This window comes from Bradyrhizobium hereditatis, from assembly GCF_020329435.1.
Classification (GTDB): Bacteria; Pseudomonadota; Alphaproteobacteria; order Rhizobiales; family Xanthobacteraceae; genus Bradyrhizobium; species Bradyrhizobium hereditatis.
The window spans coordinates 869,108-893,823 of record NZ_JAGKJK010000001.1 but is presented as its reverse complement, the minus strand read 5'-3'; the positions used below and the strand labels follow the sequence as shown (position 1 = coordinate 893,823).

At 62.6% G+C, this 24,716-nt stretch carries 27 protein-coding genes, 1 tRNA gene and 1 pseudogene; 24 read left to right on the top strand and 5 right to left on the bottom strand.

Annotation, left to right across the window (positions count from 1 at the left end):
- Positions 1 to 8: 8 nt before the first annotated feature.
- Positions 9 to 308: an HU family DNA-binding protein gene (locus J6524_RS04415; RefSeq protein WP_225669119.1), complete on the bottom strand. Its 300-nt coding sequence runs from the start codon at positions 306 to 308 to the stop codon at positions 9 to 11.
- 318 nt (positions 309 to 626) lie between these two features.
- Here J6524_RS04415 and J6524_RS04410 point away from each other — a divergent pair.
- Positions 627 to 703, top strand: a tRNA-Asp gene (locus J6524_RS04410).
- Between the two features lie 96 nt (positions 704 to 799).
- Here the strand turns inward: J6524_RS04410 and J6524_RS04405 are convergent.
- Complete coding sequence (locus tag J6524_RS04405; protein WP_057840492.1) at positions 800 to 994, bottom strand: hypothetical protein; 195 nt, start codon at positions 992 to 994, stop codon at positions 800 to 802.
- Positions 995 to 1,314: 320 nt separating this feature from the next.
- A pseudogene (locus J6524_RS04400) lies at positions 1,315 to 1,638 on the bottom strand (SRPBCC family protein); the annotation flags it as partial.
- Between the two features lie 255 nt (positions 1,639 to 1,893).
- Between J6524_RS04400 and J6524_RS04395 the strand changes: the two are divergent.
- The 22 genes from J6524_RS04395 to J6524_RS04290 all read left to right on the top strand — a co-directional run bounded on the left by J6524_RS04395 (position 1,894) and on the right by J6524_RS04290 (position 22,205).
- The gene (locus tag J6524_RS04395) at positions 1,894 to 2,409 is read left to right on the top strand and encodes a MarR family winged helix-turn-helix transcriptional regulator (RefSeq protein WP_225669118.1); all 516 of its coding nucleotides are present in this window, start codon (positions 1,894 to 1,896) and stop codon (positions 2,407 to 2,409) included.
- Between the two features lie 199 nt (positions 2,410 to 2,608).
- Positions 2,609 to 2,974: an NADH-quinone oxidoreductase subunit A gene (locus tag J6524_RS04390; protein WP_225669117.1), complete on the top strand. Its 366-nt coding sequence runs from the start codon at positions 2,609 to 2,611 to the stop codon at positions 2,972 to 2,974.
- Entirely contained in the window at positions 2,965 to 3,555 is a 591-nt protein-coding gene (locus J6524_RS04385) for a NuoB/complex I 20 kDa subunit family protein (RefSeq protein ID WP_225669116.1), read from the top strand. The genes J6524_RS04390 and J6524_RS04385 overlap by 10 nt, the downstream gene beginning before the upstream one ends.
- Before the next feature lie 11 nt (positions 3,556 to 3,566).
- Positions 3,567 to 4,178 (top strand): NADH-quinone oxidoreductase subunit C, encoded by a 612-nt coding sequence (locus tag J6524_RS04380; RefSeq protein WP_225669115.1) that lies wholly within the window; start codon positions 3,567 to 3,569, stop codon positions 4,176 to 4,178.
- A gap of 5 nt (positions 4,179 to 4,183) precedes the next feature.
- Positions 4,184 to 5,374, top strand: a complete 1,191-nt coding sequence (locus J6524_RS04375) for an NADH-quinone oxidoreductase subunit D (protein WP_225669114.1) — start codon at positions 4,184 to 4,186, stop codon at positions 5,372 to 5,374.
- Complete coding sequence (locus J6524_RS04370) at positions 5,374 to 6,330, top strand: FkbM family methyltransferase (protein ID WP_225669113.1); 957 nt, start codon at positions 5,374 to 5,376, stop codon at positions 6,328 to 6,330. Before J6524_RS04375 ends, J6524_RS04370 begins: the two co-directional genes overlap by 1 nt.
- A gap of 12 nt (positions 6,331 to 6,342) precedes the next feature.
- A complete protein-coding gene (gene nuoE, locus J6524_RS04365) occupies positions 6,343 to 6,954 on the top strand; it encodes an NADH-quinone oxidoreductase subunit NuoE (RefSeq protein ID WP_225669112.1) in 612 nt (203 codons plus the stop codon).
- Positions 6,951 to 7,166, top strand: coding sequence for a hypothetical protein (locus tag J6524_RS04360; RefSeq protein WP_376711973.1), 216 nt, complete (start codon positions 6,951 to 6,953; stop codon positions 7,164 to 7,166). Before nuoE ends, J6524_RS04360 begins: the two co-directional genes overlap by 4 nt.
- Positions 7,167 to 7,187: 21 nt before the next feature.
- On the top strand, positions 7,188 to 8,513 hold the full coding sequence (nuoF, locus tag J6524_RS04355) for an NADH-quinone oxidoreductase subunit NuoF (protein WP_225669111.1): 1,326 nt from the start codon (positions 7,188 to 7,190) through the stop codon (positions 8,511 to 8,513).
- A 5-nt stretch (positions 8,514 to 8,518) separates the two neighbouring features.
- Entirely contained in the window at positions 8,519 to 9,004 is a 486-nt protein-coding gene (locus J6524_RS04350; RefSeq protein WP_225669110.1) for a hypothetical protein, read from the top strand.
- 7 nt (positions 9,005 to 9,011) lie between these two features.
- Positions 9,012 to 11,087, top strand: a complete 2,076-nt coding sequence (gene nuoG / locus J6524_RS04345; protein ID WP_225669109.1) for an NADH-quinone oxidoreductase subunit NuoG — start codon at positions 9,012 to 9,014, stop codon at positions 11,085 to 11,087.
- 10 nt (positions 11,088 to 11,097) lie between these two features.
- Complete coding sequence (nuoH, locus tag J6524_RS04340) at positions 11,098 to 12,168, top strand: NADH-quinone oxidoreductase subunit NuoH (RefSeq protein WP_225669108.1); 1,071 nt, start codon at positions 11,098 to 11,100, stop codon at positions 12,166 to 12,168.
- 7 nt (positions 12,169 to 12,175) lie between these two features.
- Positions 12,176 to 12,670, top strand: coding sequence for an NADH-quinone oxidoreductase subunit NuoI (nuoI, locus tag J6524_RS04335; RefSeq protein WP_028345787.1), 495 nt, complete (start codon positions 12,176 to 12,178; stop codon positions 12,668 to 12,670).
- 204 nt (positions 12,671 to 12,874) lie between these two features.
- Complete coding sequence (locus J6524_RS04330) at positions 12,875 to 13,513, top strand: NADH-quinone oxidoreductase subunit J (protein ID WP_225669107.1); 639 nt, start codon at positions 12,875 to 12,877, stop codon at positions 13,511 to 13,513.
- Entirely contained in the window at positions 13,510 to 13,818 is a 309-nt protein-coding gene (gene nuoK / locus J6524_RS04325) for an NADH-quinone oxidoreductase subunit NuoK (RefSeq protein ID WP_171712524.1), read from the top strand. Before J6524_RS04330 ends, nuoK begins: the two co-directional genes overlap by 4 nt.
- Before the next feature lie 9 nt (positions 13,819 to 13,827).
- The gene (gene nuoL, locus J6524_RS04320) at positions 13,828 to 15,900 is read left to right on the top strand and encodes an NADH-quinone oxidoreductase subunit L (RefSeq protein ID WP_225669106.1); all 2,073 of its coding nucleotides are present in this window, start codon (positions 13,828 to 13,830) and stop codon (positions 15,898 to 15,900) included.
- Complete coding sequence (locus tag J6524_RS04315; RefSeq protein ID WP_225669105.1) at positions 15,900 to 17,411, top strand: NADH-quinone oxidoreductase subunit M; 1,512 nt, start codon at positions 15,900 to 15,902, stop codon at positions 17,409 to 17,411. The genes nuoL and J6524_RS04315 overlap by 1 nt, the downstream gene beginning before the upstream one ends.
- A gap of 66 nt (positions 17,412 to 17,477) precedes the next feature.
- The gene (gene nuoN / locus J6524_RS04310) at positions 17,478 to 18,914 is read left to right on the top strand and encodes an NADH-quinone oxidoreductase subunit NuoN (RefSeq protein ID WP_225669104.1); all 1,437 of its coding nucleotides are present in this window, start codon (positions 17,478 to 17,480) and stop codon (positions 18,912 to 18,914) included.
- 61 nt (positions 18,915 to 18,975) lie between these two features.
- Positions 18,976 to 19,782 (top strand): biotin--[acetyl-CoA-carboxylase] ligase, encoded by an 807-nt coding sequence (locus J6524_RS04305; protein ID WP_225669103.1) that lies wholly within the window; start codon positions 18,976 to 18,978, stop codon positions 19,780 to 19,782.
- Positions 19,782 to 21,452 (top strand): ribonuclease J, encoded by a 1,671-nt coding sequence (locus tag J6524_RS04300; protein ID WP_225669102.1) that lies wholly within the window; start codon positions 19,782 to 19,784, stop codon positions 21,450 to 21,452. The genes J6524_RS04305 and J6524_RS04300 overlap by 1 nt, the downstream gene beginning before the upstream one ends.
- A gap of 66 nt (positions 21,453 to 21,518) precedes the next feature.
- A complete protein-coding gene (gene mce / locus J6524_RS04295) occupies positions 21,519 to 21,923 on the top strand; it encodes a methylmalonyl-CoA epimerase (protein ID WP_225669101.1) in 405 nt (134 codons plus the stop codon).
- Between the two features lie 6 nt (positions 21,924 to 21,929).
- Positions 21,930 to 22,205, top strand: coding sequence for a DUF1467 family protein (locus tag J6524_RS04290; protein WP_225669100.1), 276 nt, complete (start codon positions 21,930 to 21,932; stop codon positions 22,203 to 22,205).
- Positions 22,206 to 22,233: 28 nt separating this feature from the next.
- Here J6524_RS04290 and J6524_RS37825 read toward each other — a convergent pair whose 3' ends face one another.
- Together J6524_RS37825 and J6524_RS04280 are read right to left on the bottom strand one after the other, a co-directional pair.
- Entirely contained in the window at positions 22,234 to 22,824 is a 591-nt protein-coding gene (locus tag J6524_RS37825; protein WP_376711972.1) for a PilZ domain-containing protein, read from the bottom strand.
- A 370-nt stretch (positions 22,825 to 23,194) separates the two neighbouring features.
- Positions 23,195 to 23,833, bottom strand: a complete 639-nt coding sequence (locus J6524_RS04280; protein WP_225669099.1) for a class I SAM-dependent methyltransferase — start codon at positions 23,831 to 23,833, stop codon at positions 23,195 to 23,197.
- Positions 23,834 to 24,061: 228 nt separating this feature from the next.
- Between J6524_RS04280 and J6524_RS04275 the strand changes: the two genes are divergently transcribed.
- Complete coding sequence (locus J6524_RS04275) at positions 24,062 to 24,667, top strand: class I SAM-dependent methyltransferase (protein WP_225669098.1); 606 nt, start codon at positions 24,062 to 24,064, stop codon at positions 24,665 to 24,667.
- Positions 24,668 to 24,716: the final 49 nt, after the last annotated feature.

The following is a 24,716-nucleotide window of genomic DNA, read 5'->3' as shown; positions in this document are numbered from 1 at the left end:
GTGAAGCCTCAAATGGCTTCCTTGAGCTCCTTGACTGCCCGGAAGGCGACCTTCTTGCTGGCCTTGATCTGGATCGGTTCCCCGGTCGCCGGGTTGCGGCCGATGCGGGCGGCACGCTTGCGGACCTGGAGGATGCCGAGCCCGACGATGCGGATCCGGTCGCCCTTCTTGAGGTGTTTGGTGATCTTGGCGACCATGTCGGTCAGAAGCGCCTCGGCGGCTTTCTTCGACAGTTCATGTTCCTCGGCAAGAGCCGCTGCCAGATGCTTGAGTGTGATGGTGGCTGGAGCCGCTGCCTTCTTTGCCATGTCTGGCCCTCCTCGTTGCTTGCAATGACTTTTGAGCGCGTTTGTGAATGCCGGCGCCGGAAAATGCGTCGGAGGTGACGGGAAACCCAAAGATCCGCTGCGACGGGAGCGCGGAGGGTTTCAAGAAACCCGGATAGTGCAGGCGTTAAACGATTCGACCGATTGCTACCTACGCAGTTTTGCCCGAAAACAGGCGACTATTCGTACCGTAATCGCAAAAATACCCATTTGACGCGGACATTCGCAACGTCCTTGACTAAGCGGAAGCAGGCCTTTATGCCCTCGGTTCTGCGCGGATCAGGATATGATACGGCATCCGCGGGAGTAGCTCAGTTGGTTAGAGCGCCGCCCTGTCACGGCGGAGGCCGCGGGTTCGAGTCCCGTCTCTCGCGCCATTTTTATCAATGGCTTAGTGCTGGTCTCCGAAACCGCTGCAAACAAAAAGGCCGCCCTGAAGGCGGCCGTTTTTATTCCGGTATTATCAATATCGCTTAACGGACCGTCGAGGTGCTCGAGCTGGTGACGACCACCGGCTTGCCGGCCTTCACGACCTGGGCGGTCTGGCTGTAATCCGCGCCGGTCCGGGCGGAAATGCCGAACGCCGCAACCGCAATGCCTGCCACCAGGGCAACAACCACGATCTTCAAATGGGTGGCGCGATCTGCCGAATGAAATGAATGGTTCATATGATGCCTCCCGGACGCCTTTGACGTCCTGTGTTGGCGAGAGAGGTACGCCCTGTCTGTTTCAAGATCGTTTCGCGGTTTCGGCAAAATGGTTTCATTCGGACGGTTTTTGGCCGGTTTCTCGCGATGTCATCTGTGATGTACATCACATACAGGCGGCGTTGGTCGGAGCCGGCGAGCAGGCCCATAATGTCGCTGAGCGCGAACCCCTGGTTCGGTCAGGACATTGAAGATGGTGCCGTCGAGGAGTTCAGCGCATAGACGACGGTGAGCAGCGCCGGCATTAGTAGCCGGAGCGACGGCCGTGCGGCTTTGTCGCGTCAGGCGTCGCGGATGAAATTGCCGGCCTCGAATTCGACCGGCGGCGCGTCTCTCTCGAAGGAAACGCCAATCGGATCGCGCCCCGCAGCGATCGCCTCGAGCTGATCGCTCAGCATCCGCCGGATCATCAGGATGCCGCGGTCGCTCTGGCCGAAATGCTCTTCCGAATGAATCGTCACCGGACCCTGGCCGACCTGCGCCTCGTAATCCCCGGGGAATTGCTGGTGCTCCCGCTCGGTCATGTCCCACCAGAACTTGCCATTGAACTTGGAGCGCATGCGGCCGATATCGCCTGCATTCTTCACCCGGCCGGCGACATAGATGCCGTTCGGGTCGTGGGCGGCTTCAAGGCGTAGCCGGTCCCGAGATCGCGATCCCGCTGCGTGATGGTCATCCGTCTCCTCCCGCCACGGCATTGCCGCCGCGGTCGTTGAATTATTCCAATCAGTGAAAGCAGGATCGATGACAGTGTCAACGATTTGTCGATTGGCTTATCCGATAGCGCTATTCGAGCGTCTTATCTGCGGGCGTGCGCGATGCTCTTGGCACCGCCCCGCTTTGTTGGCAGAGGTTTGCAAATGAGCCGGAAGCTGGGAAAGCAGACCACGCCTTCGCCTCCGTCAGATGATGCCGCGGAGCTGGCGCCGATCACCGCGATGATGTCATCGCGACTGATGGTGCTGGCGAACCTACTCAAGCGCGGCGCGATCCTGCGTTACAAGCGGCTGACGGGGCTGTCCTCGGTGGAATTCGGCCTGGTGGCCTCGCTCGGGCGGCGGCCACCGATGAGCGTGATCCGCCTCGCGGAGGCGGTCGGCATGGACAAGGGCCAGATCAGCCGCGCGCTGGCGGAACTGGTCGCGCGCAAGCTGGTCGCCAGGGAGGTCAATCCGCGGGACAATCGCGAGACGCTGGTTTGCCTCACCAAGGCGGGGCTGGCCGCCCATGACGCCATTGTGGCCGGCGCTCAGGAGCGCAACCAGCGCCTTCTGGAACAGCTCAGCAAGGACGAGCTGGCGGTGTTGCTTGATCAGATCGACCGGCTCACGGACACGGCCGCCCAGATGCTTGCGGATGAGAAGCATTTGAGCTGAAGTTGGGGCACTATGCTGGCCGGCAGGCGTTGGTCAGGAGAGGCAGGAACGCAACACTTTTTGGTGTTCTGCCGACGCATCGGGGGCAGGCCGAGGCGTCAGGAGGGCTCGTCTTGCGCCCTCTGTTGCGCTGCGCTAAGGCAAGAATAATTCCAATCAACGAATCTGCGGTCGAAATCCGCAGGAAAAGGCACCGCCGATGAACGGCATCCTGCAAAATTACCTTCCACTTGTCGTGTTTGTCGGGGTGGCGAGCCTGATCGGTCTGGCGCTCCTGATTGCGCCGTTCCTGGTCGCGTTCCAGCAGCCGGACCCGGAGAAGCTCTCCGCCTATGAATGCGGATTCAACGCATTCGACGACGCCCGTATGAAGTTCGACGTGCGCTTCTACCTGGTTGCGATCCTCTTCATCATCTTCGACCTCGAAGTGGCGTTCTTGTTCCCGTGGGCGGTCGCGTTCGGCAAGTTAGGGGCCACCGGCTTCTGGTCGATGATGGTGTTCCTCGCTGTCCTCACGGTCGGCTTTGCTTATGAATGGAAGAAAGGCGCGCTCGAATGGGATTGAGCGAGAGAATAATCGGCTCTTCGCCTGATATCGCGCAGGCGCCGAAGGGCATTCTCGATCCTTCGACCGGCAAGCCGGTCGGGGCCAATGACCCGTTCTTCCTCGAGGTCAATCACGAGCTGTCCGACAAGGGCTTCTTTGTCGCCGCCGCCGATGATCTGATCACCTGGGCGCGCACGGGCTCCTTGATGTGGATGACGTTCGGTCTCGCCTGCTGCGCGGTCGAGATGATGCAGGTGTCGATGCCGCGTTATGACGTCGAGCGCTTCGGCTTTGCACCGCGCGCCTCGCCGCGGCAGTCCGATGTGATGATCGTGGCGGGCACGCTAACCAACAAGATGGCGCCGGCGCTGCGCAAGGTCTACGATCAGATGCCCGAGCCGCGCTACGTGATCTCGATGGGGTCGTGCGCCAACGGCGGCGGCTATTATCACTATTCCTACTCGGTCGTGCGCGGCTGCGACCGCATCGTGCCGATCGACATCTACGTGCCCGGATGCCCGCCGACGGCGGAGGCGTTGCTTTACGGCGTTCTGCTGCTGCAGAAGAAGATCCGCCGCATCGGGACTATCGAACGCTAAGGTTTTAGGTAATGGATGACGGCAAGCTCGAGGCCCTTGGGCAGACGATTGTTAGCGCGCTTCCGGGCGCAGCCACGGCGCATGCGGTCGCGTTCAATCAGCTCACCATTACGGTCGACGTGGCGAAGATCGTCGAGGTGATGAAGCACCTGCGTGACGATCCGGCGCTGCGCTTCGTCAACATTACCGACGTCACCGCTGTCGACTACCCCAGCCGCGAGAAGCGTTTCGACGTGGTCTATCACCTGCTGTCGCCGACCCTGAACGAGCGCATTCGCGTCCGCGCCGAGGCCGACGAGACCACGCAGGTGCCCTCGATCATCGAGGTGTTTCCCGGCGCCGACTGGTTCGAGCGGGAAACCTACGACCTCTACGGCGTGATCTTCACCGGCCATCCCGACATGCGCCGGCTGCTGACCGATTACGGCTTCGACGGCCATCCACTGCGCAAGGATTTTCCGCTCACCGGCTTCGTCGAGGTCCGCTATGACGACCAGGAGAAGCGGGTGCTCTACGAGCCCGTCCGCCTCAATCAGGAATTCCGCAAATTCGATTTCCTTTCGCCGTGGGAAGGCGCGGACTATCCGCTGCCCGGCGATGAGAAGGCTGAGCCGAAGGCCTGACGATCATGAATGAACAGAACCTGCGCAACTTCACCATTAATTTTGGACCGCAGCATCCTGCGGCGCACGGTGTGCTTCGTCTCGTTCTTGAGCTGGACGGCGAAGTGGTGGAGCGCGTCGATCCACACATCGGTCTGCTTCACCGCGGCACCGAGAAGCTGATCGAGCACAAGACCTATTTGCAGGCGATTCCGTATTTCGACCGGCTCGATTACGTCGCGCCGATGAACCAGGAGCACGCGTTCTGCCTGGCGGCGGAAAAGCTGCTCGGTATCGCGGTGCCGCGCCGCGGCCAGTTGATCCGCGTGCTCTACTGCGAGATCGGCCGCATCCTGTCGCATCTGCTCAACGTCACCACGCAGGCAATGGACGTCGGCGCGCTCACCCCGCCGCTGTGGGGATTCGAGGAGCGCGAAAAGCTGATGGTGTTCTATGAACGCGCCTCCGGCTCGCGCATGCATGCGGCCTATTTCCGCGTGGGCGGCGTGCATCAGGACCTGCCGCCAAAACTGATCGACGATATCGAGGCCTGGTGCGATCCGTTCCTGCAGGTCGTCGCCGATCTCGATACGCTCCTGACCGGCAACCGCATCTTCAAGCAGCGCAACGTCGATATCGGTGTCGTCTCGCTGAAAGAAGCCTGGGAGTGGGGCTTTTCGGGCGTGATGGTGCGTGGCTCGGGCGCGGCCTGGGATCTGCGCAAGGCGCAACCCTATGAGTGCTATGCCGAGATGGATTTCGACATCCCGATCGGCAAGAACGGCGACTGCTACGACCGCTACCTGATCCGCATGGAAGAGATGCGCCAGTCGGTGCGCATCATGAAGCAGTGCATCCAGAAGCTTAGAGCACCTGACGGGCAGGGGCCCGTCGTGGTCGAGGACAATAAGATCGCACCGCCCCGTCGCGGCGAGATGAAGCGCTCGATGGAAGCCCTGATCCATCACTTCAAGCTGTACACCGAAGGCGTGCACGTGCCGGCCGGCGAGGTCTACGCCGCGGTGGAAGCGCCGAAGGGCGAATTCGGCGTCTATTTGGTCTCCGACGGCAGCAACAGGCCCTACAAGTGCAAGATCCGCGCGCCGGGCTTTGCGCACCTGCAGGCGATGCATCACATCTGCAAGGGCCATCTGCTCGCCGACGTCTCGGCCATCCTCGGCTCGCTCGACATCGTGTTCGGAGAGGTCGATCGGTGATGGCGCAGGCGCCCATCCAGTTCGACCGGGCATCGGGCGCACTCGAAGGTGCGAACGCGTGGGAGCGCTTGGCCGCCCTCGCGCTGGTGTTGGGCTCGAAGGTGGCGTCGAACTTTTCGCATCGTGGCTACAACATGTGCGCCAACCTGTTGCGCACGACGCTGCCGGAGCGCGGTATCCAGGTCAAACTCAACGACGATGCAGTGTTCGAATTTCCCTATGGCGATGGCTATTGGAGCAAGCTGCTCAATCGCAGCTTCCATTACGAGGATGAACTGGAGCTGCTGTTCCAGGATTCCGCCGATGTTGACTACACGCTGCTCGATTGCGGCGCCAATTACGGCTACTGGTCGGTTCTGGTGTCGAGCAAGCCATTCGGATCGCACAAGGCGATCGCGATCGAGCCATCGGGGCAGAACTATCCAAAGCTCGCCAACAACGCTCGCATCAACGGCAATCGCTTCGAGACCATGAAATGCGCAATTGGTGCTGCGCGCGGCACCGCGCGGCTATCAGGCACCAAGCATGAGGCCTTCAGCATCGCCGGCGACCAGTCCGGCGGCGAGGAGGTGCCGGTCATCGCGCTGGATAACCTCCTGGACGACGGCAAGATCGCGCCCGGCGGCAAATATCTAATCAAGCTCGACGTCGAAGGCGTCGAGATCGAGGCCATGAAGGGCGGCGCGCGGCTGATGCAGGGCGACAGCGTGCTCTTGTGCGAGGAGCACGGCAACGATCCCAAGCACACCGTATCGCGCTACATCCTCGACCAATCGCTGAAGCTGATCGTCTACGATCCGCGCAGCCATCGCCTTGAAACCGTGACTGATCTATCGATCCTTGATCGGATCAAGGTTTCAACCCATGTCGGCTACAACGTGTTCGGCACCGCAAGCGCATTCTGGCTCGCCCGGATGGAAGCGCTCAATGCGAAGGCCGCGCGCCGCGTGCAATGAGAGACTGAAACGATGTCCGTCCGCCGCCTTGCCCCGAAGGAATTGCAGCCCGCGAGCTTTGCGTTCACGGACGAGAATCTCGCCTGGGCCAAGGCGCAGATCGCCAAATATCCGCCGGGCCGTCAGGCCTCCGCTGTGATCGCGATCCTGTGGCGCGCACAGGAGCAGCATGAAGGGTGGCTGTCGGAAGCCGCGATCCGCGTCGTCGCCGATATGCTCGATATGCCCTACATCCGAGTGCTGGAAGTCGCGACGTTCTACACCATGTTCCAGCTCCAGCCGGTCGGCAAGAAGGCCCATGTGCAGGTTTGCGGCACCACGCCCTGCCGCCTGCGCGGCGCCGGCGATCTGATCGAGGTGTGCCAGAGCCGCATCCATCATGAGCCCTTCCATCTGTCGAAGGACGGCAATTTCAGCTGGGAAGAGGTCGAGTGCCTGGGTGCCTGCGTGAATGCGCCGATGGTGCAGATCTGGAAGGACACCTACGAGGACCTGACCAAGGAAACCTTCGGCAAGGTGCTGGACGGCTTTGCCTCGGGCAATCCGCCGAAGCCGGGACCGCAGATCGACCGTCAGTTCTCGGCGCCCGCGGGCGGGCCGACGACGCTGAAGGAATCCACATGATGCGTGACGGCACATTGCCCGCAGGCGGGCTGGGGAGGGTCAGCGCGATGAAGAACTGGCGCTATATCGGCATGCACGCCGTCGTGGCGGCGACGTTCATCTTTCTGCTGCAGCGTTACGGGCTGAACGCAACGCTCGAATCCAGCCTGTTGTGGGCGCTGACCTTCGGCGGATGCGCCGCGGGCCTTGCCTATGCGCAGTCCAACCGTTGATCCGCTAGGAAGCTTCAAGTCATGCTCGACGACAAGGATCGCATCTTCAAGAACCTCTACGGCCTCCACGATTGGGGGCTGGAGGGCGCGCGCCGCCGCGGCGCGTGGGACGGCACGAAAGCGATCATCGACAAGGGCCGCGACTGGATCATCAACGAGATGAAGGCTTCCGGCCTGCGTGGTCGTGGTGGCGCTGGCTTTCCGACCGGCCTGAAATGGTCGTTCATGCCGAAGGAATCCACCGACGGCCGGCCGAGCTACCTCGTCGTCAATGCCGACGAGTCGGAGCCCGGCACCTGCAAGGACCGCGAGATCATGCGGCACGATCCGCATCTGCTCGTGGAAGGCTGCCTCTTGGCCAGCTTCGCGATGGGCGCGCATGCCTGCTACATCTACGTGCGCGGCGAGTTCATTCGCGAACGCGAGCGCCTGCAGGCCGCCATCGATCAGGCCTATGACGCCAAGCTGATCGGCAAGGACAACCTCCATGGCTGGCCGTTCGACCTATATGTGGCGCACGGTGCCGGCGCCTATATCTGCGGCGAGGAAACTGCGCTGCTCGAAAGCCTCGAAGGCAAGAAGGGCCAGCCGCGGCTGAAGCCGCCATTTCCGGCCAATGTCGGCCTCTATGGCTGCCCGACCACCGTCAACAATGTCGAGTCCATCGCGGTTGCGCCCGACATCCTGCGACGCGGCGCGGCGTGGTTCGCGGCGATCGGCCGGCCGAACAATGTCGGAACCAAGCTGTTCTGCGTCTCCGGCCATGTCGAGCGGCCCTGCAACGTCGAAGAGGCGATGGGCATTCCGTTCCGCGAGCTGATCGAAAAGCACTGCGGCGGCATTCGTGGCGGCTGGGGCAATCTGAAGGCCGTGATCCCCGGCGGTTCGTCGGTGCGCATGGTGCCGGCCGAGCAGATCATCGACACGCCGATGGATTTCGATTCCCTGAGCAAGCTGCGCTCCGGCCTCGGCACCGCCGCCGTGATCGTGATGGACAAGTCGACCGACCTGATCCGGGCGATCGCGCGCATCTCCTATTTCTACAAGCACGAGAGCTGCGGCCAGTGCACGCCGTGCCGCGAAGGCACGGGCTGGATGTGGCGCGTGCTGACGCGCATGGCCGAGGGCCGCGCGCACAAGCGCGAGATCGACATGCTCTTGGAAGTGACCAAGCAGGTCGAGGGACACACGATCTGCGCGCTCGGCGACGCCGCCGCCTGGCCCATCCAGGGCCTGATCGCGCATTTCCGTCACGAGATCGAGGAGCGGATCGCCCAGTATTCGCACAAGGCTGACATCGACGATATCGGCGTGCGCGACCCCGTGAACATGGTGGCGGCGGAGTGATCGCGATGTCGCAACCGAGCTTTTGGTGGCAGAGATACGGGACGCTGGCGCAGATGGCGCAGGCGGCCGTGGCGCTGCTCGGCTTTGTTGCGATCCTGTTCCAGATCAACGAAATCCGCACCGGCAACCGCGCCTCCAGCGCGCGGCAGGCGTTTCTGGGTTACACCGATCTGGCGTTCAAGAATCCGAAGTTCGCGCAGCCGGACTATGAGAAGATCAAGGCGGGCGGCGACGAGCACGTGCAGTACGAGAGCTTCGTCACTTATTTCCTTTATGCCTGCGAGGAAGCGATCAGCGCGTTCGCGGGCAAGCGCGAGTGGCAGGCCTCCTGCGACTACGACCTGAAACCGCATCTGCCATTCCTGTGCGAGAAGAACGCAGCGCAGCCGGCCTATCTCGCGACCTATGGCGCCGACACCCAGCGATGGATCACGGCATCGCTGAAGACCGCCAGCGTTACACCGCCAGACTGCAAGCTGGGAAAGACTTGAGACAGCTATGACCAAACTCATCATCGACGGCAAAGAGATCGATGTGCCTGCGGAATACACGCTGCTGCAGGCGTGCGAGGCCGCGGGCGCCGAAATTCCGCGCTTCTGCTATCACGAGCGGCTGTCGATCGCCGGCAATTGCCGGATGTGCCTCGTCGAGATCAAGGGCGGCCCGAAGCCGGTCGCAAGCTGCGCCTGGGGCGTGCGCGACTGCCGTCCGGGCCCGAAGGGCGAGCCGCCGGAGATTTCCACGCGTTCGCCGATGGTCCGGAAGGCGCGCGAAGGCGTGATGGAATTCCTCTTGATCAACCATCCGCTGGATTGCCCGATCTGCGATCAGGGCGGCGAGTGCGACCTGCAGGACCAGGCGATGGGTTACGGCGTCGACACTTCGCGCTTTGCCGAAAACAAGCGCGCGGTCGAGGACAAGTATCTGGGCGCCCTGATCAAGACCTCGATGAACCGCTGCATCCAGTGCACGCGCTGCGTCCGCTTCTCGGCCGAAGTCGCCGGCGTCCCGGAAATGGGCGCGACGGGTCGCGGCGAGGACATGGAGATCACGACCTATCTGGAGCAGGCGCTCACGTCCGAGCTGCAGGGCAACCTTGTCGATATCTGCCCGGTCGGCGCGCTGACCTCAAAACCCTACGCGTTCGCCGCCCGGCCGTGGGAGCTCGGCAAGACGCAGTCTGTCGACGTCATGGATGGTGTGGGCTCGGCAATCCGCGTCGACACCCGCGGCCGTGAGGTGATGCGGATCCTGCCGCGCATCAACGAGGCCGTGAACGAGGAATGGATTTCCGACAAGACCCGCCACATCGTCGACGGCCTGCGGACGCAGCGGCTCGACCGGCCCTATATCCGTGAGAACGGCAAGCTTCGCGCCGCGTCCTGGCAGGAGGCTTTCGCAGCCGTTGCGGCCAAGCTCAGGATGAGCGACGGCAAGCGGATCGGGGCGATCGCCGGCGATCTCGCCGCGGTCGAGGAGATGTTCGCGTTCAAGGATCTGCTCGGCCAATATGGTTCGACCAATCTGGCGGTGCAGGGCGGCGATGCCTTCGACCCCAAGCTCGGCCGCGCGACCTACATCTTCAATCCGACCATCGCGGGGATCGAGCAGGCTGACGCGCTCCTGATCATCGGCTCCAATCCGCGCAAGGAAGCGGCGATGCTCAACGCGCGCATCCGCAAGCGCTGGCGCACCGGCCAGCTCAAGGTCGCCGTGGTCGGCCCCAAGGCCGATCTCACCTATGACTACGACTATCTCGGCGCGGGCACCGATACGCTCGCCGACCTCGCCAGCGGCAAGCATTCCTTCACCGAGGTGCTGAAGGGCGCCAAGAACCCGATCGTACTGGTCGGCGCCGGTTCGTTGTCGCGGCATGACGGTGCGGCGGTGCTGGCGCTGGCAGCCAAGATCGCGACGGGCACGGGCGCGCTCAAGGACGGCTGGAACGGCTTTGCGGTGCTGCAGGACACCGCCTCGCGCGCGGGCGCGCTCGATATCGGCTTTGCGCCTGGCAAGGGCGGTCTCAGTCAGGCGCAGATGACGACATTCGGCACACTCGACGTGCTGTTCCTGCTGGGGGCCGACGAGGTGAAGGTGCCGGACGACACGTTCGTGGTCTATATCGGCACCCATGGCGACCGCGGTGCGCATCGCGCCGATGTCATCCTGCCGGGCGCGGCCTATACCGAAAAATCCGGCCTCTATGTCAACACCGAGGGCAGGGCGCAGATCGCGGCCCGCGCCGCGTTTCCGCCCGGCGACGCGCGCGAGGACTGGGCGATCGCCCGCGCGCTGTCTGACGTGCTCGGCAAGAAGCTGCCCTATGATTCCCTGCAGGCGCTGCGCCAGGCGCTGTTCAAGGCTGTGCCGCATTTGATGCGGATCGACCAGATCGAGCCGGGCAAGGCCGAGCAGGTCAAGGCGCTGGCGGCCAAGGGCGGCAAGGTCGACAAGAGCCCGCTGAAATCTTCCGTCGAGGATTTTTATCTGACCAACCCGATCGCACGGGCCTCGGCGGTGATGGCGGAATGTTCCCGGCTGGCGGCCGGGCGAATGCTGACGGCAGCGGAGTGAGCGTGATCTGATGGCTGATTTGTTCGCAAGCTCGTTCTGGACCGGCTTTCTCTGGCCGCTGATCGTGATGGTCGCGCAGAGCCTGCTCCTGCTCGTCGTGCTCCTGATCGCGATCGCCTACATCCTGCTCGCCGACCGCAAGATCTGGGCGGCGGTGCAGATCCGCCGTGGCCCCAACGTGGTCGGCCCCTGGGGTCTTCTGCAATCCTTCGCGGACCTTCTGAAGTTCGTGCTGAAGGAGCCGATCATTCCGTCCGGCTCCAACAAGGGCGTATTCCTGCTGGCGCCGCTGGTGTCCTGTATCCTGGCGCTCGCCGCCTGGGCCGTGATTCCGATGGATGTTGGCTGGGTGATCTCCGACATCAATGTCGGCATCCTCTACATCTTCGCGATCTCGTCGCTGTCGATCTACGGCATCATCATGGCCGGCTGGTCGTCGAACTCCAAATATCCGTTCCTGGCCGCGCTGCGCTCGGCGGCGCAGATGGTGTCCTACGAAGTTTCGATCGGCTTCGTCATCATCACGGTGCTCTTGTGCGCCGGCTCGCTCAATCTCTCGGCCGTGGTGGAGGCGCAGGATGCCCGTGGCCTCGCCAGCCTGATCGGATTGCCGCAGCTCACCATCCTGAACTGGTATGTGTGGCCGCTGTTCCCGATGTTCGTGGTGTTCTACGTCTCGGCGCTTGCCGAGACCAACCGTCCGCCGTTCGATCTGGTGGAAGCGGAATCCGAACTGGTCGCCGGCTTCATGGTCGAATACGGCTCGACGCCATATCTGTTGTTCATGCTCGGCGAATATGTCGCAATCACCACGATGTGCGCGCTGGCTACGATCATGTTTCTCGGCGGCTGGCTGCCGCCGGTGTCGCTGCCGCCGTTCACCTGGATTCCGGGTGTCGTGTGGTTCGCGCTGAAACTGTTCTTCATGTTCTTCCTGTTCGCGATGGCGAAGGCGATGGTGCCGCGCTACCGCTACGATCAACTGATGCGACTCGGCTGGAAGGTGTTCTTGCCGCTGTCGCTGGCGATGGTGGTGATTGTGGCCGCTGTGCTCCAGTTCGCCGGCATTGCGCCGAAGTGAGGCCGTCATGAGTGTCAACGTCAACGCAACCGCCCGGGCGCTTCTGCTGAGCGAATTCGTATCGGCGTTCTTTCTCGCCATGCGCTACTTCTTCAAGCCGAAGCCGACCATCAACTATCCGTTCGAGAAGAATCCGATCTCGCCGCGCTTCCGCGGTGAGCATGCGCTGCGCCGCTATCCGAACGGCGAGGAACGCTGCATCGCCTGCAAGCTGTGCGAGGCGATCTGCCCGGCGCAGGCGATCACGATCGAGGCCGGCCCGCGCCGCAACGACGGCACCCGCCGCACCGTGCGCTACGACATCGACATGGTGAAGTGCATCTATTGCGGCCTGTGCCAGGAGGCCTGCCCGGTCGATGCCATCGTCGAAGGACCGAATTTCGAATTCGCGACCGAGACCCGCGAGGAACTCTACTATGACAAGGCCAAGCTGCTCGCCAATGGCGACCGCTGGGAGCGCGAGATTGCGAAAGCAATCGAGCTCGACGCGCCGTACCGGTGAGGTGATGAACGTGGCTGTTGAGACGCACGCATTTGCCGCGCACGCGGTGGGCCCTCTCCCCCCTTGCGGGGGAGAGTGGGAGAGAGGCGTAAGCCCCGGGGTCGGTGCGCGTGGCTTACCCCTCTCCCTAGCCCTCCCCCGCAAGGGGGGAGGGAACGCAGTTGTGTGCTTGTCTAGATCAATGCTCCAAAGTGGGAGGGCTGCATGATCCTTCCCGCGCTGTTCTTCTATCTCTTCGCCGGCGTCTGCATAGCGTCCGCTGTCATGGTGATTGTCTCGCGCAATCCCGTGCACTCCGTGCTGTATCTGATCCTGGCCTTCGTGAACGCCTCCGGCCTGTTTATCCTGATGGGGGCCGAATTCCTCGGCATGATGCTGATCGTGGTCTATGTCGGCGCGGTCGCCGTGCTGTTCCTGTTCGTGATCATGATGCTCGATGTCGACTTCACCGAGCTGCGCGAAGGTTTTATCGAGTATCTGCCGATTGGTCTTGTGATCGGCGGCATCTTCCTCGCCGAGCTGCTGCTGGTCGCGGGCGGATGGGTCATGAGGCCCGATACCGCCAAGCAGATCACGGCGGCGATCCCGGCCAATGTCAGCAACACCGAGGCGCTCGGGCTCGTGCTCTACACGAAGTACATCCATTACTTCCAGATCGCGGGCATCGTGCTGCTGGTCGCCATGATCGGCGCCATCGTGCTGACGCTGCGCCACAAGGCCAAGGTCAAGCGGCAAGACATCAACGTGCAGAACGCCCGCACGCCCGAGCTGGCGATGGCCATCCGCAAGGTGGCGCCGGGGCAGGGGCTGCAGGATTCCGACGCGGCGGAGTGGGTGAAATGACGATCGGTCTGGGACACTATCTCGCGGTCGCCGCCATTCTGTTCACGCTCGGGATCCTCGGCATCTTCCTGAACCGCAAGAACATCATCGTCATCCTGATGTCGATCGAGCTGATCCTGCTCGCCGTCAACATCAACCTCGTGGCGTTCTCGACCTTCCTCGGCGACATCGTCGGGCAGGTGTTCGCGCTTTTGGTGCTGACGGTCGCCGCCGCCGAGGCCGCGATCGGTCTTGCCGTGCTGGTCGTGTATTTCCGCAACCGCGGTTCGATCGCGGTTGAAGACGTCAATCTGATGAAGGGCTAGGGCTCAGCTATGGTTCAGGCAATCGTCTTTCTGCCGCTGCTGGGCGCCATCCTGGCCGGCCTGATCGCGTTGGTCGGAGCGCATGCGCGCAACCCGAGCGGCGATGAGGTCAAGCATCACGATCACGGGCATCACGATCAAGGCCTTGGCGATCACGCGCACGCCGCCGTTGCCCATGACGACCATGGCCATGACGACCATCACGTCTCCGAGCCGCCGGCGCAGGGTTCGCGCGCGGCCGAGCTGATCACGACAGGACTGCTATTTGTTTCCGCCGCGCTGTCCTGGGTGGTGCTGGTCAATGTCGGCTTCCTGCACCAGGACGCACGGATCGCGCTGTTCCCGTGGATCAATTCCGGCGATCTGCAGGTGTCATGGGCCCTGCGCGTCGACACGCTGACCGCCGTGATGCTCGTGGTGGTCAACACCATCTCCTCGCTGGTGCACCTCTATTCCATCGGCTACATGGACGAGGATCCGCATAGGCCGCGCTTCTTCGCCTATCTGTCGCTGTTCACCTTCGCGATGCTGATGCTGGTGACCGCGGACAATCTGGTCCAGCTCTTCTTCGGCTGGGAAGGCGTGGGTCTCGCCAGCTACCTCCTGATCGGCTTCTGGTATCAGAAGCCGTCGGCGAACGCGGCGGCGATCAAGGCCTTCATTGTCAACCGCGTCGGCGACTTCGGTTTCGCGCTTGGCATTTTCGCCGTCTTCATGCTGCTCAACACCACCGATTTCGAGACGATCTTCGCCGGCGCCCAGGGGCTGACTGGCAAGACCATCAATTTCTTCGGCTGGCATGCCGACGCTCTGACGCTGATCTGCCTATTGCTGTTCATGGGCGCGATGGGCAAATCGGCCCAGTTCCTGCTGCACACCTGGTTGCCGGACGCGATGGAAGGCCCGACGCCGGTTTCCGCGCTGATCCACGCCGCGACCATGGTCACCGCCGGCGTGTTCATGGTGGCACGGCTGTCGCCGCTGTTCGAGCTCGCGCCGAACGCGCAGGCCGTCGTGATGTTCTTCGGCGCCACCACCGCGTTCTTTGCCGCCACCGTCGGCCTGGTGCAGAACGACATCAAGCGCATCGTCGCCTATTCGACCTGTTCGCAGCTTGGCTACATGTTCGTGGCGATGGGAGCAGGGGCCTATTCGGTCGGCATGTTCCACCTGTTCACCCACGCCTTCTTCAAGGCGCTGCTGTTCTTGGGCTCCGGCTCGGTAATCTACGCCATGCATCACGAGCAGGACATCCGCAACATGGGCGGGCTGAAGGACAAGATCCCCTACACCTATGCCGTGATGGTGATCGGCACGCTGGCGCTGACTGGCTTCCCGCTCACCGCCGGCTATTTCTCCAAGGACGCGATCATTGAGTCGGCTTACGTCTCGCACAACCCGCTGGCGTATTACGGCTTCGCGATGACGGTGGTCGCGGCCGGCCTGACTTCATTCTATTCCTGGCGCCTGATCTTCAAGACGTTCCACGGCGAGCCGCATGATCAGCACCATTACGAGGCGGCTCATGAATCGCCGATGTGGATGCTGGTCCCGATCGGCATTCTCGCCGCCGGATCGATCCTGGCCGGTTTCCCGTTCAAGGAAGTGTTCGCGGGGCACGGGGTGGAGGAGTTCTTCCGCGACTCGCTGAAGATGCATCCGAACATCATCGAAGAGATGCACCACATCTCTCCGGGGATCGCGTTCCTGCCGACGGTGATGATGGTCGTGGGCTTCCTGGTGTCGTGGCTGTTCTACATCCGTCGGCCCTACATCCCGGTCCAGCTCGCCAGCGAACACCCGATGCTCTACCAGTTCCTGCTCAACAAATGGTATTTCGACGAGCTCTATGAGCTCATCTTCGTCCGCCCGGCCAAGTGGATCGGCTATCAGCTCTGGAAGAAGGGCGATGGCTTCGTCATCGACGGCTTCGGTCCGGACGGCGTCTCGGCGCGCGTGCTCGATGTCACCCGCAACGTGGTGAAGATCCAGACCGGCTATCTGTATCATTATGCCTTTGCGATGCTGATCGGCGTCGCCGGGCTGATCACCTGGTTCATGTTCGGCTTGGGAGCCCAGTAATGACAACCTGGCCGATTCTTTCCGTCGTTACTTTCCTGCCTGTTATCGGCGCGCTGGCGATCTACATCACCCGCGGCGACGACGAGGCGGCACGGCGCAATGCGCGCTGGATCGCGCTGTGGACCACGCTCGTCACCTTCGCGGTGTCGCTGATCCTGGTCTGGCGCTTCGATGCCTCCAGCGCGGACTTCCAGTTCGTCGAGAAGGCGAGCTGGCTCGCGAGCGGCATTACCTATCACATGGGCGTCGACGGCATTTCGCTCCCCTTCGTGATCCTGACCACCGCCTTGATGCCGTTCTGCATCATCGCGAGCTGGAAATCCGTCACGGTGCGCGTGCGCGAATACATGATGGCGTTCCTGCTGTTGGAAACGCTGATGGTCGGCACCTTCTCGGCGCTCGACCTTGTGCTGTTCTACCTGTTCTTCGAAGGCGGCCTGATCCCGATGTTCCTGATTATCGGCGTCTGGGGCGGCCCGCGCCGGGTCTATGCGTCATTCAAGTTCTTCCTCTACACGCTGCTCGGCTCGGTCCTGATGCTGCTCGCGATCATGGCGCTGTACTGGAATGCCGGCACCACCGACATCCCGACGCTGATGCAGACGGCCGTGCCGCGCAGCTTGCAGACCTGGGCGTGGCTGGCGTTCTTTGCCTCCTTTGCGGTGAAGATGCCGATGTGGCCGGTGCACACCTGGTTGCCGGACGCCCACGTCGAGGCGCCGACCGCGGGCTCAGTGATCCTGGCCGCGATCCTCCTGAAGATGGGCGGCTACGGCTTCCTGCGCTTCTCGCTGCCGATGTTCCCGCTGGCATCGCATGATTTTGCGCCGCTGATCTTCTCGCTGTCGGTGATCGCCATCGTCTACACCTCGCTGGTGGCGCTGATGCAGGAGGACGTCAAGAAGCTGATCGCCTATTCGTCGGTCGCTCACATGGGCTTCGTCACCATGGGCATTTTCGCTGGCACCACCCAGGGCATCGCCGGCGGCGTATTCCAGATGGTGTCGCACGGCATCGTCTCCGGCGCGCTGTTCCTCTGCGTCGGCATCGTCTACGACCGCATGCATACCCGCGAGATCGCGGCCTATGGCGGCCTCGTCAACCGGATGCCGCTCTATGCGATGGTGTTCATGGTCTTTACCATGGCCAATGTCGGTCTGCCCGGAACAAGCGGCTTCGTCGGCGAGTTCATGACTCTGCTCGGCACCTTCAAGGTCTCGATCCCGACGGCGACTTTCGCCACGCTCGGGGTGATCCTGTCGGCGGCTTACGCGCTGTGGCTCTACCGCAAGGTGGTGTTCGGCGCGCTGACCAAGCCGTCGCTCGCCAGCATCAAGGACCTGACCCCCCGCGAATGCCTGACGCTGTTCCCGCTGGTGGCGCTGACAATCCTGTTCGGCGTCTATCCGAAGCCGGTGCTCGACATGTCGGCGGCCTCGGTCCAGCAACTCGTCAATAATTACAATGCCGCCGTGACTGCCGTGAAGGCAGCCGCGCTGGTCGTGCAATAACGTAGCGTTTTCAAGCGAAGTGGAATCCGGTTCGCATGAAGAAAACGCGTCAAGGATAAAAGCGCCATGAGCTTTTCCAGTGCAGGATATCAGTTGCTGCCGGTGTTGCCGGAGCTGGTGCTGGCGGTCGGCGCCATGGCGCTGTTGATGCTGGGCGCCTATCGCGGACAGGAGACGACCCGGATCATCACCAGCCTCGCGGTAGTCCTGCTCGTCGTCACCGGCATGCTGGTGCTGATGCTGCCGGCCGGCAAGCTGACGACATTCGGCGGTAGTTTCATCGTCGACGACTTCGCCCGCTTCCTGAAGGTCCTCGCGATCATCGGCTCGGCGGCAACGCTGATACTCTCGGCGGAATTCTTGTCCGATCCATCGCGGCGGATCTTCGAATATCCGATCCTGGTGCTGCTCTCAACGCTCGGCATGATGGTGCTGATCTCGGCCGGCGATCTGATCATGCTCTATCTCGGGCTCGAGCTGATGTCGCTCGCGCTCTACGTGGTCGCCGCCTCCAACCGCGACAACGTGAAGTCCACCGAAGCCGGCCTGAAGTACTTTGTGCTCGGCGCACTGTCGTCCGGTATGCTGCTGTACGGCGCGTCACTGGTCTACGGCTTCACCGGCACGGTCGATTTTGCCGGCATCGCAGCCGCCGTGAAGACCGGCAGCGTCGGCATCGTGTTCGGCCTCGTATTCCTGCTGGCCGGGCTCTGCTTCAAGGTATCGGCCGTGCCGTTCCATATGTGGACGCCCGACGTCTATGAAGGCGCGCCGACGCCGGTCACGGCGTTCTTTGCTTCGGCGCCGAAGGTCGCGGCGCTTGCCGTGTTCACCCGCGTGACGCTGACGGCGTTCCCGGGCATCGTCCCGCAGTGGCAGCAGATCCTCGTCTTCGTGGCGATCGCCTCGATGGCGCTGGGCTCGTTCGCGGCCATCGGGCAGAAGAACATCAAGCGACTGATGGCCTATTCCTCGATCGGCCATATGGGTTTTGCGTTGGTGGGGCTCGCCTCCGGCACGGTGGAGGGCGCGCAGGGCGTGCTGGTCTATATCGCGATCTATGTCGCGATGACGCTGGGCTCGTTCGCCGTGATCCTTTCCATGAAGCGCAACGGCCAGCCGATGGAAGAGATCAGCGACTTCGCTGGGCTATCGCGCACCAATCCGCTGCTGGCGTTCTTCTTCGCCATGCTGCTGTTCTCGCTGGCCGGCATTCCGCCGCTCGCGGGCTTCTTCGCCAAATGGTACGTGTTCGTCGCCGCGATCAAGGCGGACCTGTTCACGCTTGCTGTCATCGGCGTGCTGACCAGCGTCGTGGGCGCGTTCTACTATCTCACCATCGTCAAGGTGATGTATTTCGACGAGCCCGCCGGCCAGATCGAACCGATGCGTATCGAATTGCGCACCGTGCTGGCGGTCGCGGGCATCTTCAACATCTTCTTCTTCGTCTATCCGGGGCCGCTGGTCAGCGTGGCCACGGCGGCGGCGAAGTCGCTTTTTTGAGGCGCATGATCCCGCAGAGTGGTCTCCGGTTTTCGGAGAGGATCCTGCGCAGAAACAGGAAATGAATTTTTCGCTCGGTCCCAAAGCCACATCGGCGGGTTACCGTCTCGCCGCCTTCGACAAGATCGGTTCCACCAATACCGAAGCCATGGCGCGCGCCCGTGCGGGCGAGCGCGGGCCGATGTGGTTCGTCACCACCGAACAGACGGCGGGGCGCGGCCGCCGGCAACGGGCTTGGGTCGCGCCGCGCGGCAACCTCGCCAGCAGCATTCTCGAGGTCATGGATGTATCTCCGGCGGTTGCGGCAACCCTCGGCTTTGCCGCCGGGCTGTCGCTGGAAAGCGCGCTTCAGAAGCTCAGCGTCGAGGCCAATCTGCGCCGGGCGGAGCCCCTGAAATTTGCGTTGAAATGGCCGAATGACGTGCTGGCGGAGCGTCAGAAACTCACTGGCATCCTCCTGGAGGCGGAGGCGGTCGCCGAAAGCGGGCTCGCTGTCGTGGTTGGGATCGGCACCAATGTCGTTGCCGCGCCCGAGGGGACGCCGACGCCGGCGACCTCGCTCGCAGCTCTCGGAGTCCACGTCGGCGCTGAGGAATTGTTCAAGGCGCTGGCGGAGGCCTGGGTCGAGTTCCGCGGCATCTGGGACGATGGCCGCGGCTTTGGCGAGATCCGCAAAGCGTGGCTGGAACGTGCCTTTGGCGTCGGCGAGCGGGTCGCGATCAAGACCGGAACCGCTACGGTGGAAGGCACGTTCGATACGATCGATGATACCGGCTGCCTGATCGTCCGCACCGCGGAAGGCAAGCGCATGCCGATCACGGCCGGGGAAGTCTATTTCGGCACCGCGGCATCGGTGGGAGCGGCCTGATGGCGCGGCCGGATGAACTGACCTTTGCCCCGCTCGGGGGCGTCGGCGAGATCGGCATGAACCTGTCGATCTACGGCCTCGGCGACCGCCACCAGCGGTCCTGGCTGATGGTCGATCTCGGTGTCTCCTTTGGCGACGAGGAGCATCTGCCGGGTATCGACCTGATCATGCCCAACATCAGTTTCCTGGAGAAGGAACGCGACAACCTGATGGGCCTGGTGCTGACGCACGCCCATGAGGACCATTTCGGCGCAATCATCGATCTCTGGCCGAAGCTGCAGTGCAAGGTCTATGCGACCCAGTTCAGTGCCGCCTTGTTCGAAGCCAAATGCGCCGCCGAGCGCAATCCGCCGAAAATTCCGGTCACGGTCGTGCCGTCGGGTGGACGCGTCGATCTTGGGCCGTTCAGCGTCGAGTTCATTCCGGTTGCGCATTCGATTCCGGAATCGCATGCGCTGGCGATCCACACCTCCGCCGGCACCGTGCTGCATACCGGCGACTGGAAGATCGATCCGACGCCAATCATCGGCCAGCCGACCGACGAGCGGCGCCTGCGCGAGCTTGGGGATGCCGGCGTGCTGGCGCTGGTCGGCGATTCCACCAATGCGGTGCGGGACGGGCGCTCGCCCTCGGAGACCGAGGTTGCCGCCACCATCAAGAAGCTGGTCGGCGCCGCCAAGGGACGCGTTGCCGTTACTACCTTTGCCTCCAACGTCGCACGCGTGAAGGCTGTGGCGGATGCTGCCAGGGACGCCGATCGCGAGGTGGTCGTGGTCGGCCGCGCCATGGAGCGCGTGGTGCAGGTCGCCCGCGAGACCGGCTATCTCGACGGCGTGCAGAATTTCCGCAGCGCCGAATACTACGGCCACTTCCCGCCGGACAAGGTGCTGGCGCTGTGCACCGGCAGCCAGGGTGAGCCGCGCGCAGCGCTGGCGCGCATCGCCAGTGACGACCATCCACAGGTCACGCTGAACAAGGGCGACAGCGTGATCTTTTCCTCACGCACGATCCCCGGCAATGAGAAGGCGGTCAACGCTATCATCAACGGGCTGGTGGTGCAGGGCATCGAGGTCATTACCGACCGCACCGATCTCGTCCACGTCTCCGGCCATCCGCGCCGCGACGAATTGCGCGACATGATCTCCTGGGTGCGCCCACATATCCTGATCCCGGTCCATGGCGAGGCGCTGCATCTGTCGGAGCATGCCAAGCTGGCGCGCGCGGCTGGCGTGCCGAAGGTGTTGACCTGCCGCAACGGCGATCTGGTCAAGCTCGGCCCCGGCGAGCCCGGCATTATCGACGAATTGCCGTCGGGGCGGCTCTATAAGGACGGCGCGATCCTGGAGGATGCCAAATCCCGCGCCGTGGTGGAGCGGCGGCGGATGGGATTTTCCGGCTGCGCCTTCGTGGCGATCGCCATGACCCAGCAAGGCGAACTCGCCGACGATCCCGAGGTTGATCTCGTCGGCATCCCCGAGAAGAATGTGGCCGGCGAGACCATTGACGAAATCGTGTTCGATACGGTGATGTCGACGATAGAGAGCCTGCCGCGGCCGCGGCGGCGCGATCCCGACGCCACCGCGGAGTCAGTGCGCCGCGCGGTGCGGGCTGTCATCAACGAACAGTGGGGCAAGAAGCCGATTTGCCTCGTTCATGTTCTAACGGTTTGAGGTAAAAGCGCTAGCGAACCGCGCGAACGTGCCGCGAAGGCGCATTGAAGCAGGGAGTGGAGTGTCATGCTGGGCCGGCTCAATCACGTTGCAATCGCCGTCAAGGACGCGGAGAAAGCCGCCAAGATTTACTGCGGCGCGTTCGGCGCTGAAATCTCGAGTGCGGTGCCGCTGCCCGAGCATGGCGTCATCACGGTGTTCGTGACGCTGCCCAACACCAAGATCGAGTTCATCCAGCCGCTCGGCGAGGCCTCGCCGATCGCCAAATTCGTCGAGCGCAACGCCGACGGCGGCATCCATCATATCTGCTACGAGGTGCCTGACATTCTCGCCGCGCGCGACAGGCTGATCAGCGAAGGCGCGCGCGTGCTCGGCGACGGCGAGCCGAAGATCGGCGCGCACGGCAAGCCGGTGCTCTTTTTCCACCCAAAGGATTTCTCCGGCGCGCTCGTCGAAATCGAACAGGCTTGAAGCAAGATGGCCTACAGCATCTCCACCTCGCTTGCGATCTACTTCGTGCTCTGGTGGGTCGTGCTGTTCGTGACACTGCCGTTCGGCGTCCGCAGCCAGCATGAGGACGGCGAGGGCGCGCCCGGCACCGACCCCGGCGCACCGGTCATGGCGCGGATGGGTTGGAAGCTGTTCTGGACCACGATCATCTCGGGCATCGTCTTCGGCATCGGGATGTGGGCGTATCAGCAGGGCTATCTGAACATCGAGCGGTTGTCGAAGCTGATGGGGCTGCCGTTCTGATGCGGCGCAAATCGCATTGCCATCTGGTCTAGTCGAATGCGACACCGATTCGCTTGTCGTTTCGCCAGGCAACCCGGCAGTGGCGAGGCGTGTTGCTGCCCGAGATCACCAACCAGAAGTTATCGGGAATGCCGAGCTGACTGGCGACTTCAAGCGCCGCACCGGTGTCCGATATATTCCGGATGGTGCAGTCGATGATGCCGCCATTGAACTCGATCGATCCTGCCTTCAATACCCGGTGCCGGGGCGCGGCGCGGTGGTTCTCCAGAACCTGAAGCGGTTCTGGCGCATTGGGCTTTGCTTCTGTTTGCTGCAGCAGTCCTTCGGCGTGCCGCGTTGCGGCCTGGATGACTTCGTCGGTCAACGTCGGTCTCATTCTGGCCCAGGCGAGTCGGAAGCGGACTTGGCAGTCCTTGAAATTGATGGCGGATCCCCGGTCATTCGGGGTCGGTGGGAGCCCATAGACCGTGCAAGCCCACCACCAGTGCGGGCTATCCGCCTGCTTCATGATCCGTCCGACCGGGAAGCCGCGCCAAACCACCTCATAGTCGTCGTCCTGGCGGGCGCCGCCGATGACGGTGGGCCGCAACGCAATTGTTTCAAGATCGTCAGTCGTCATCGGACGTCCCTGATCCGATTTTGAATGCTGGACACTACCGTTACTCGCATCCGAGTTGTCGGGACAATAGCCCGCCGGCGGATTCATTGGGTAACATTCCGGTTCTAACAAATCCGGCGGGATCGGCTAATTAATGCCCGGTCTGTTCCGGCTGGGGAAATGAATGAATTTTCAGCGTATTTTAGTATTGCTTGTGGTTATCCCGAGCTACACGCTGGTCGCTGACAGGGTCTCTTGCGACTAGGATCCCATCAAGAAAAGGCCGACATCGGGTCGAACTTTCTGGAACGGGAGACATTCTAGGCGACTGGCTTATCCAAGCCAGATGACGGCTCTCCGGCGAGGCCTGAGTTGATCCCGGGCGTTTGGATCATCGCTTCCGGGCTACAATGTAGGGGCGTTGATCCTTACCCTTGCTGGCGTGGCTTTCCCTGACAAGGACATCGAACCCCGCGTCAATGATCAGCCGCTCCAGTGCGGACACGCCGACGGAGCTGACATGCGGCGCCATCTTGATGGCTCGCATCACGGGCAACAGGATCAGCGGGATCAGCAGGTTCATGTCCCCCAGGCAAGGCGTTTTGGAGATGAACAGGCCCCCGGGCTTCAGCAGGGCATGGATGCTGCGTAGCGTGCCCGGCACGTCGCGCACCAGATGCAGATAGTTGAAGCCCAGAACGGCATCGAATCGGCTTTCTTCGTGGACCAGTTCTTCGGCGGTGGCAGTGCGAAAGGAAAGTGCTGGGATTGGCTCGACCGCCAGCTTCTGTTTGGCGATCGCGATCATCCCGCCGGAAATGTCCGTCGCGAGATAGCTGCGCACGCCATCCGCAAGTCGCAACGCCGTCGTCCCCGTGCCGCAACCCAGTTCCAGCACATTGTCTGAGGGCTGCAGATGGGCGCGTGTGCGTTCGAGCGTGCGCTCATATCCGTTCGGATCCGCGATGCGGGATTTGGCGTATCTGCGGGAAGACCTGTCCCAGAAACGGGCGTCGCTTGCAATGCTCATGTGCTGTCCACCTTTGGCCAGAGCCTATTATATGCTTGAGACAACGAAATTGCGGAAATCTGAAGCATTGATAAACGCAAATGTATGACCGCGACGGACCGATCCCTATCCTGGATGTAGGCGATTCGATTCCAGGCGGCCGCATTTGGGCTCGTTATGGATCATCCGACATTTACTGTCGTTCGTGCTGACCCAGATCCAGGCGATACGTGGCGCGAGAGTTCGAGGATGCCGTCAGAAGAAGTCTCAGGGATCATCGACCTGTATCAGGGCAAGGCATCGGACTGGATCGAGAGTCGCGCGCGCACCGGCTTCTTTGAAAAGACCTGGCTTGATCGCTTTCGGGCGCTGCTGCCTGCCGGCTCAGTCCTCGATCTTGGCTGCGGCTCCGCCGAGCCGATGGCTGCGTACCTCATCGGTCTCGGCCATCCGGTCACTGGCGTGGATTCCTCCGCGGCCATGATCGACGTCTGCCGCGACCGTTTCCCGAAGCAGGAATGGATCGTCGCCGATATACGAAAGCTTGCGCTGGGACGGACCTTTTCCGGCCTTCTTGCCTGGGACAGCTTCTTTCACCTCTGCCACGACGACCAGCGCCGAATGTTTCCGCTGTTCCGAGAGCACGCAGCGCCAGACGCCGCCCTGATGTTTACCAGCGGTCCGGCCCATGGCGAGGCGATCGGAGATTTCGGAGGCGAGCCGCTGTACCACGCGAGCCTCGACCCTGCCGAATATCGTTCGTTGCTCGATCGAAACGGTTTTCGTGTGATCTCGCATATCGTCGAGGACCCGGATTGTGGCGGCCACACCATCTGGCTTGCGCAGCGCATTTGAGACGCTGGGGCAAGCCGGGACAGCGAACATGCTGGCCCCGGGCGACGCC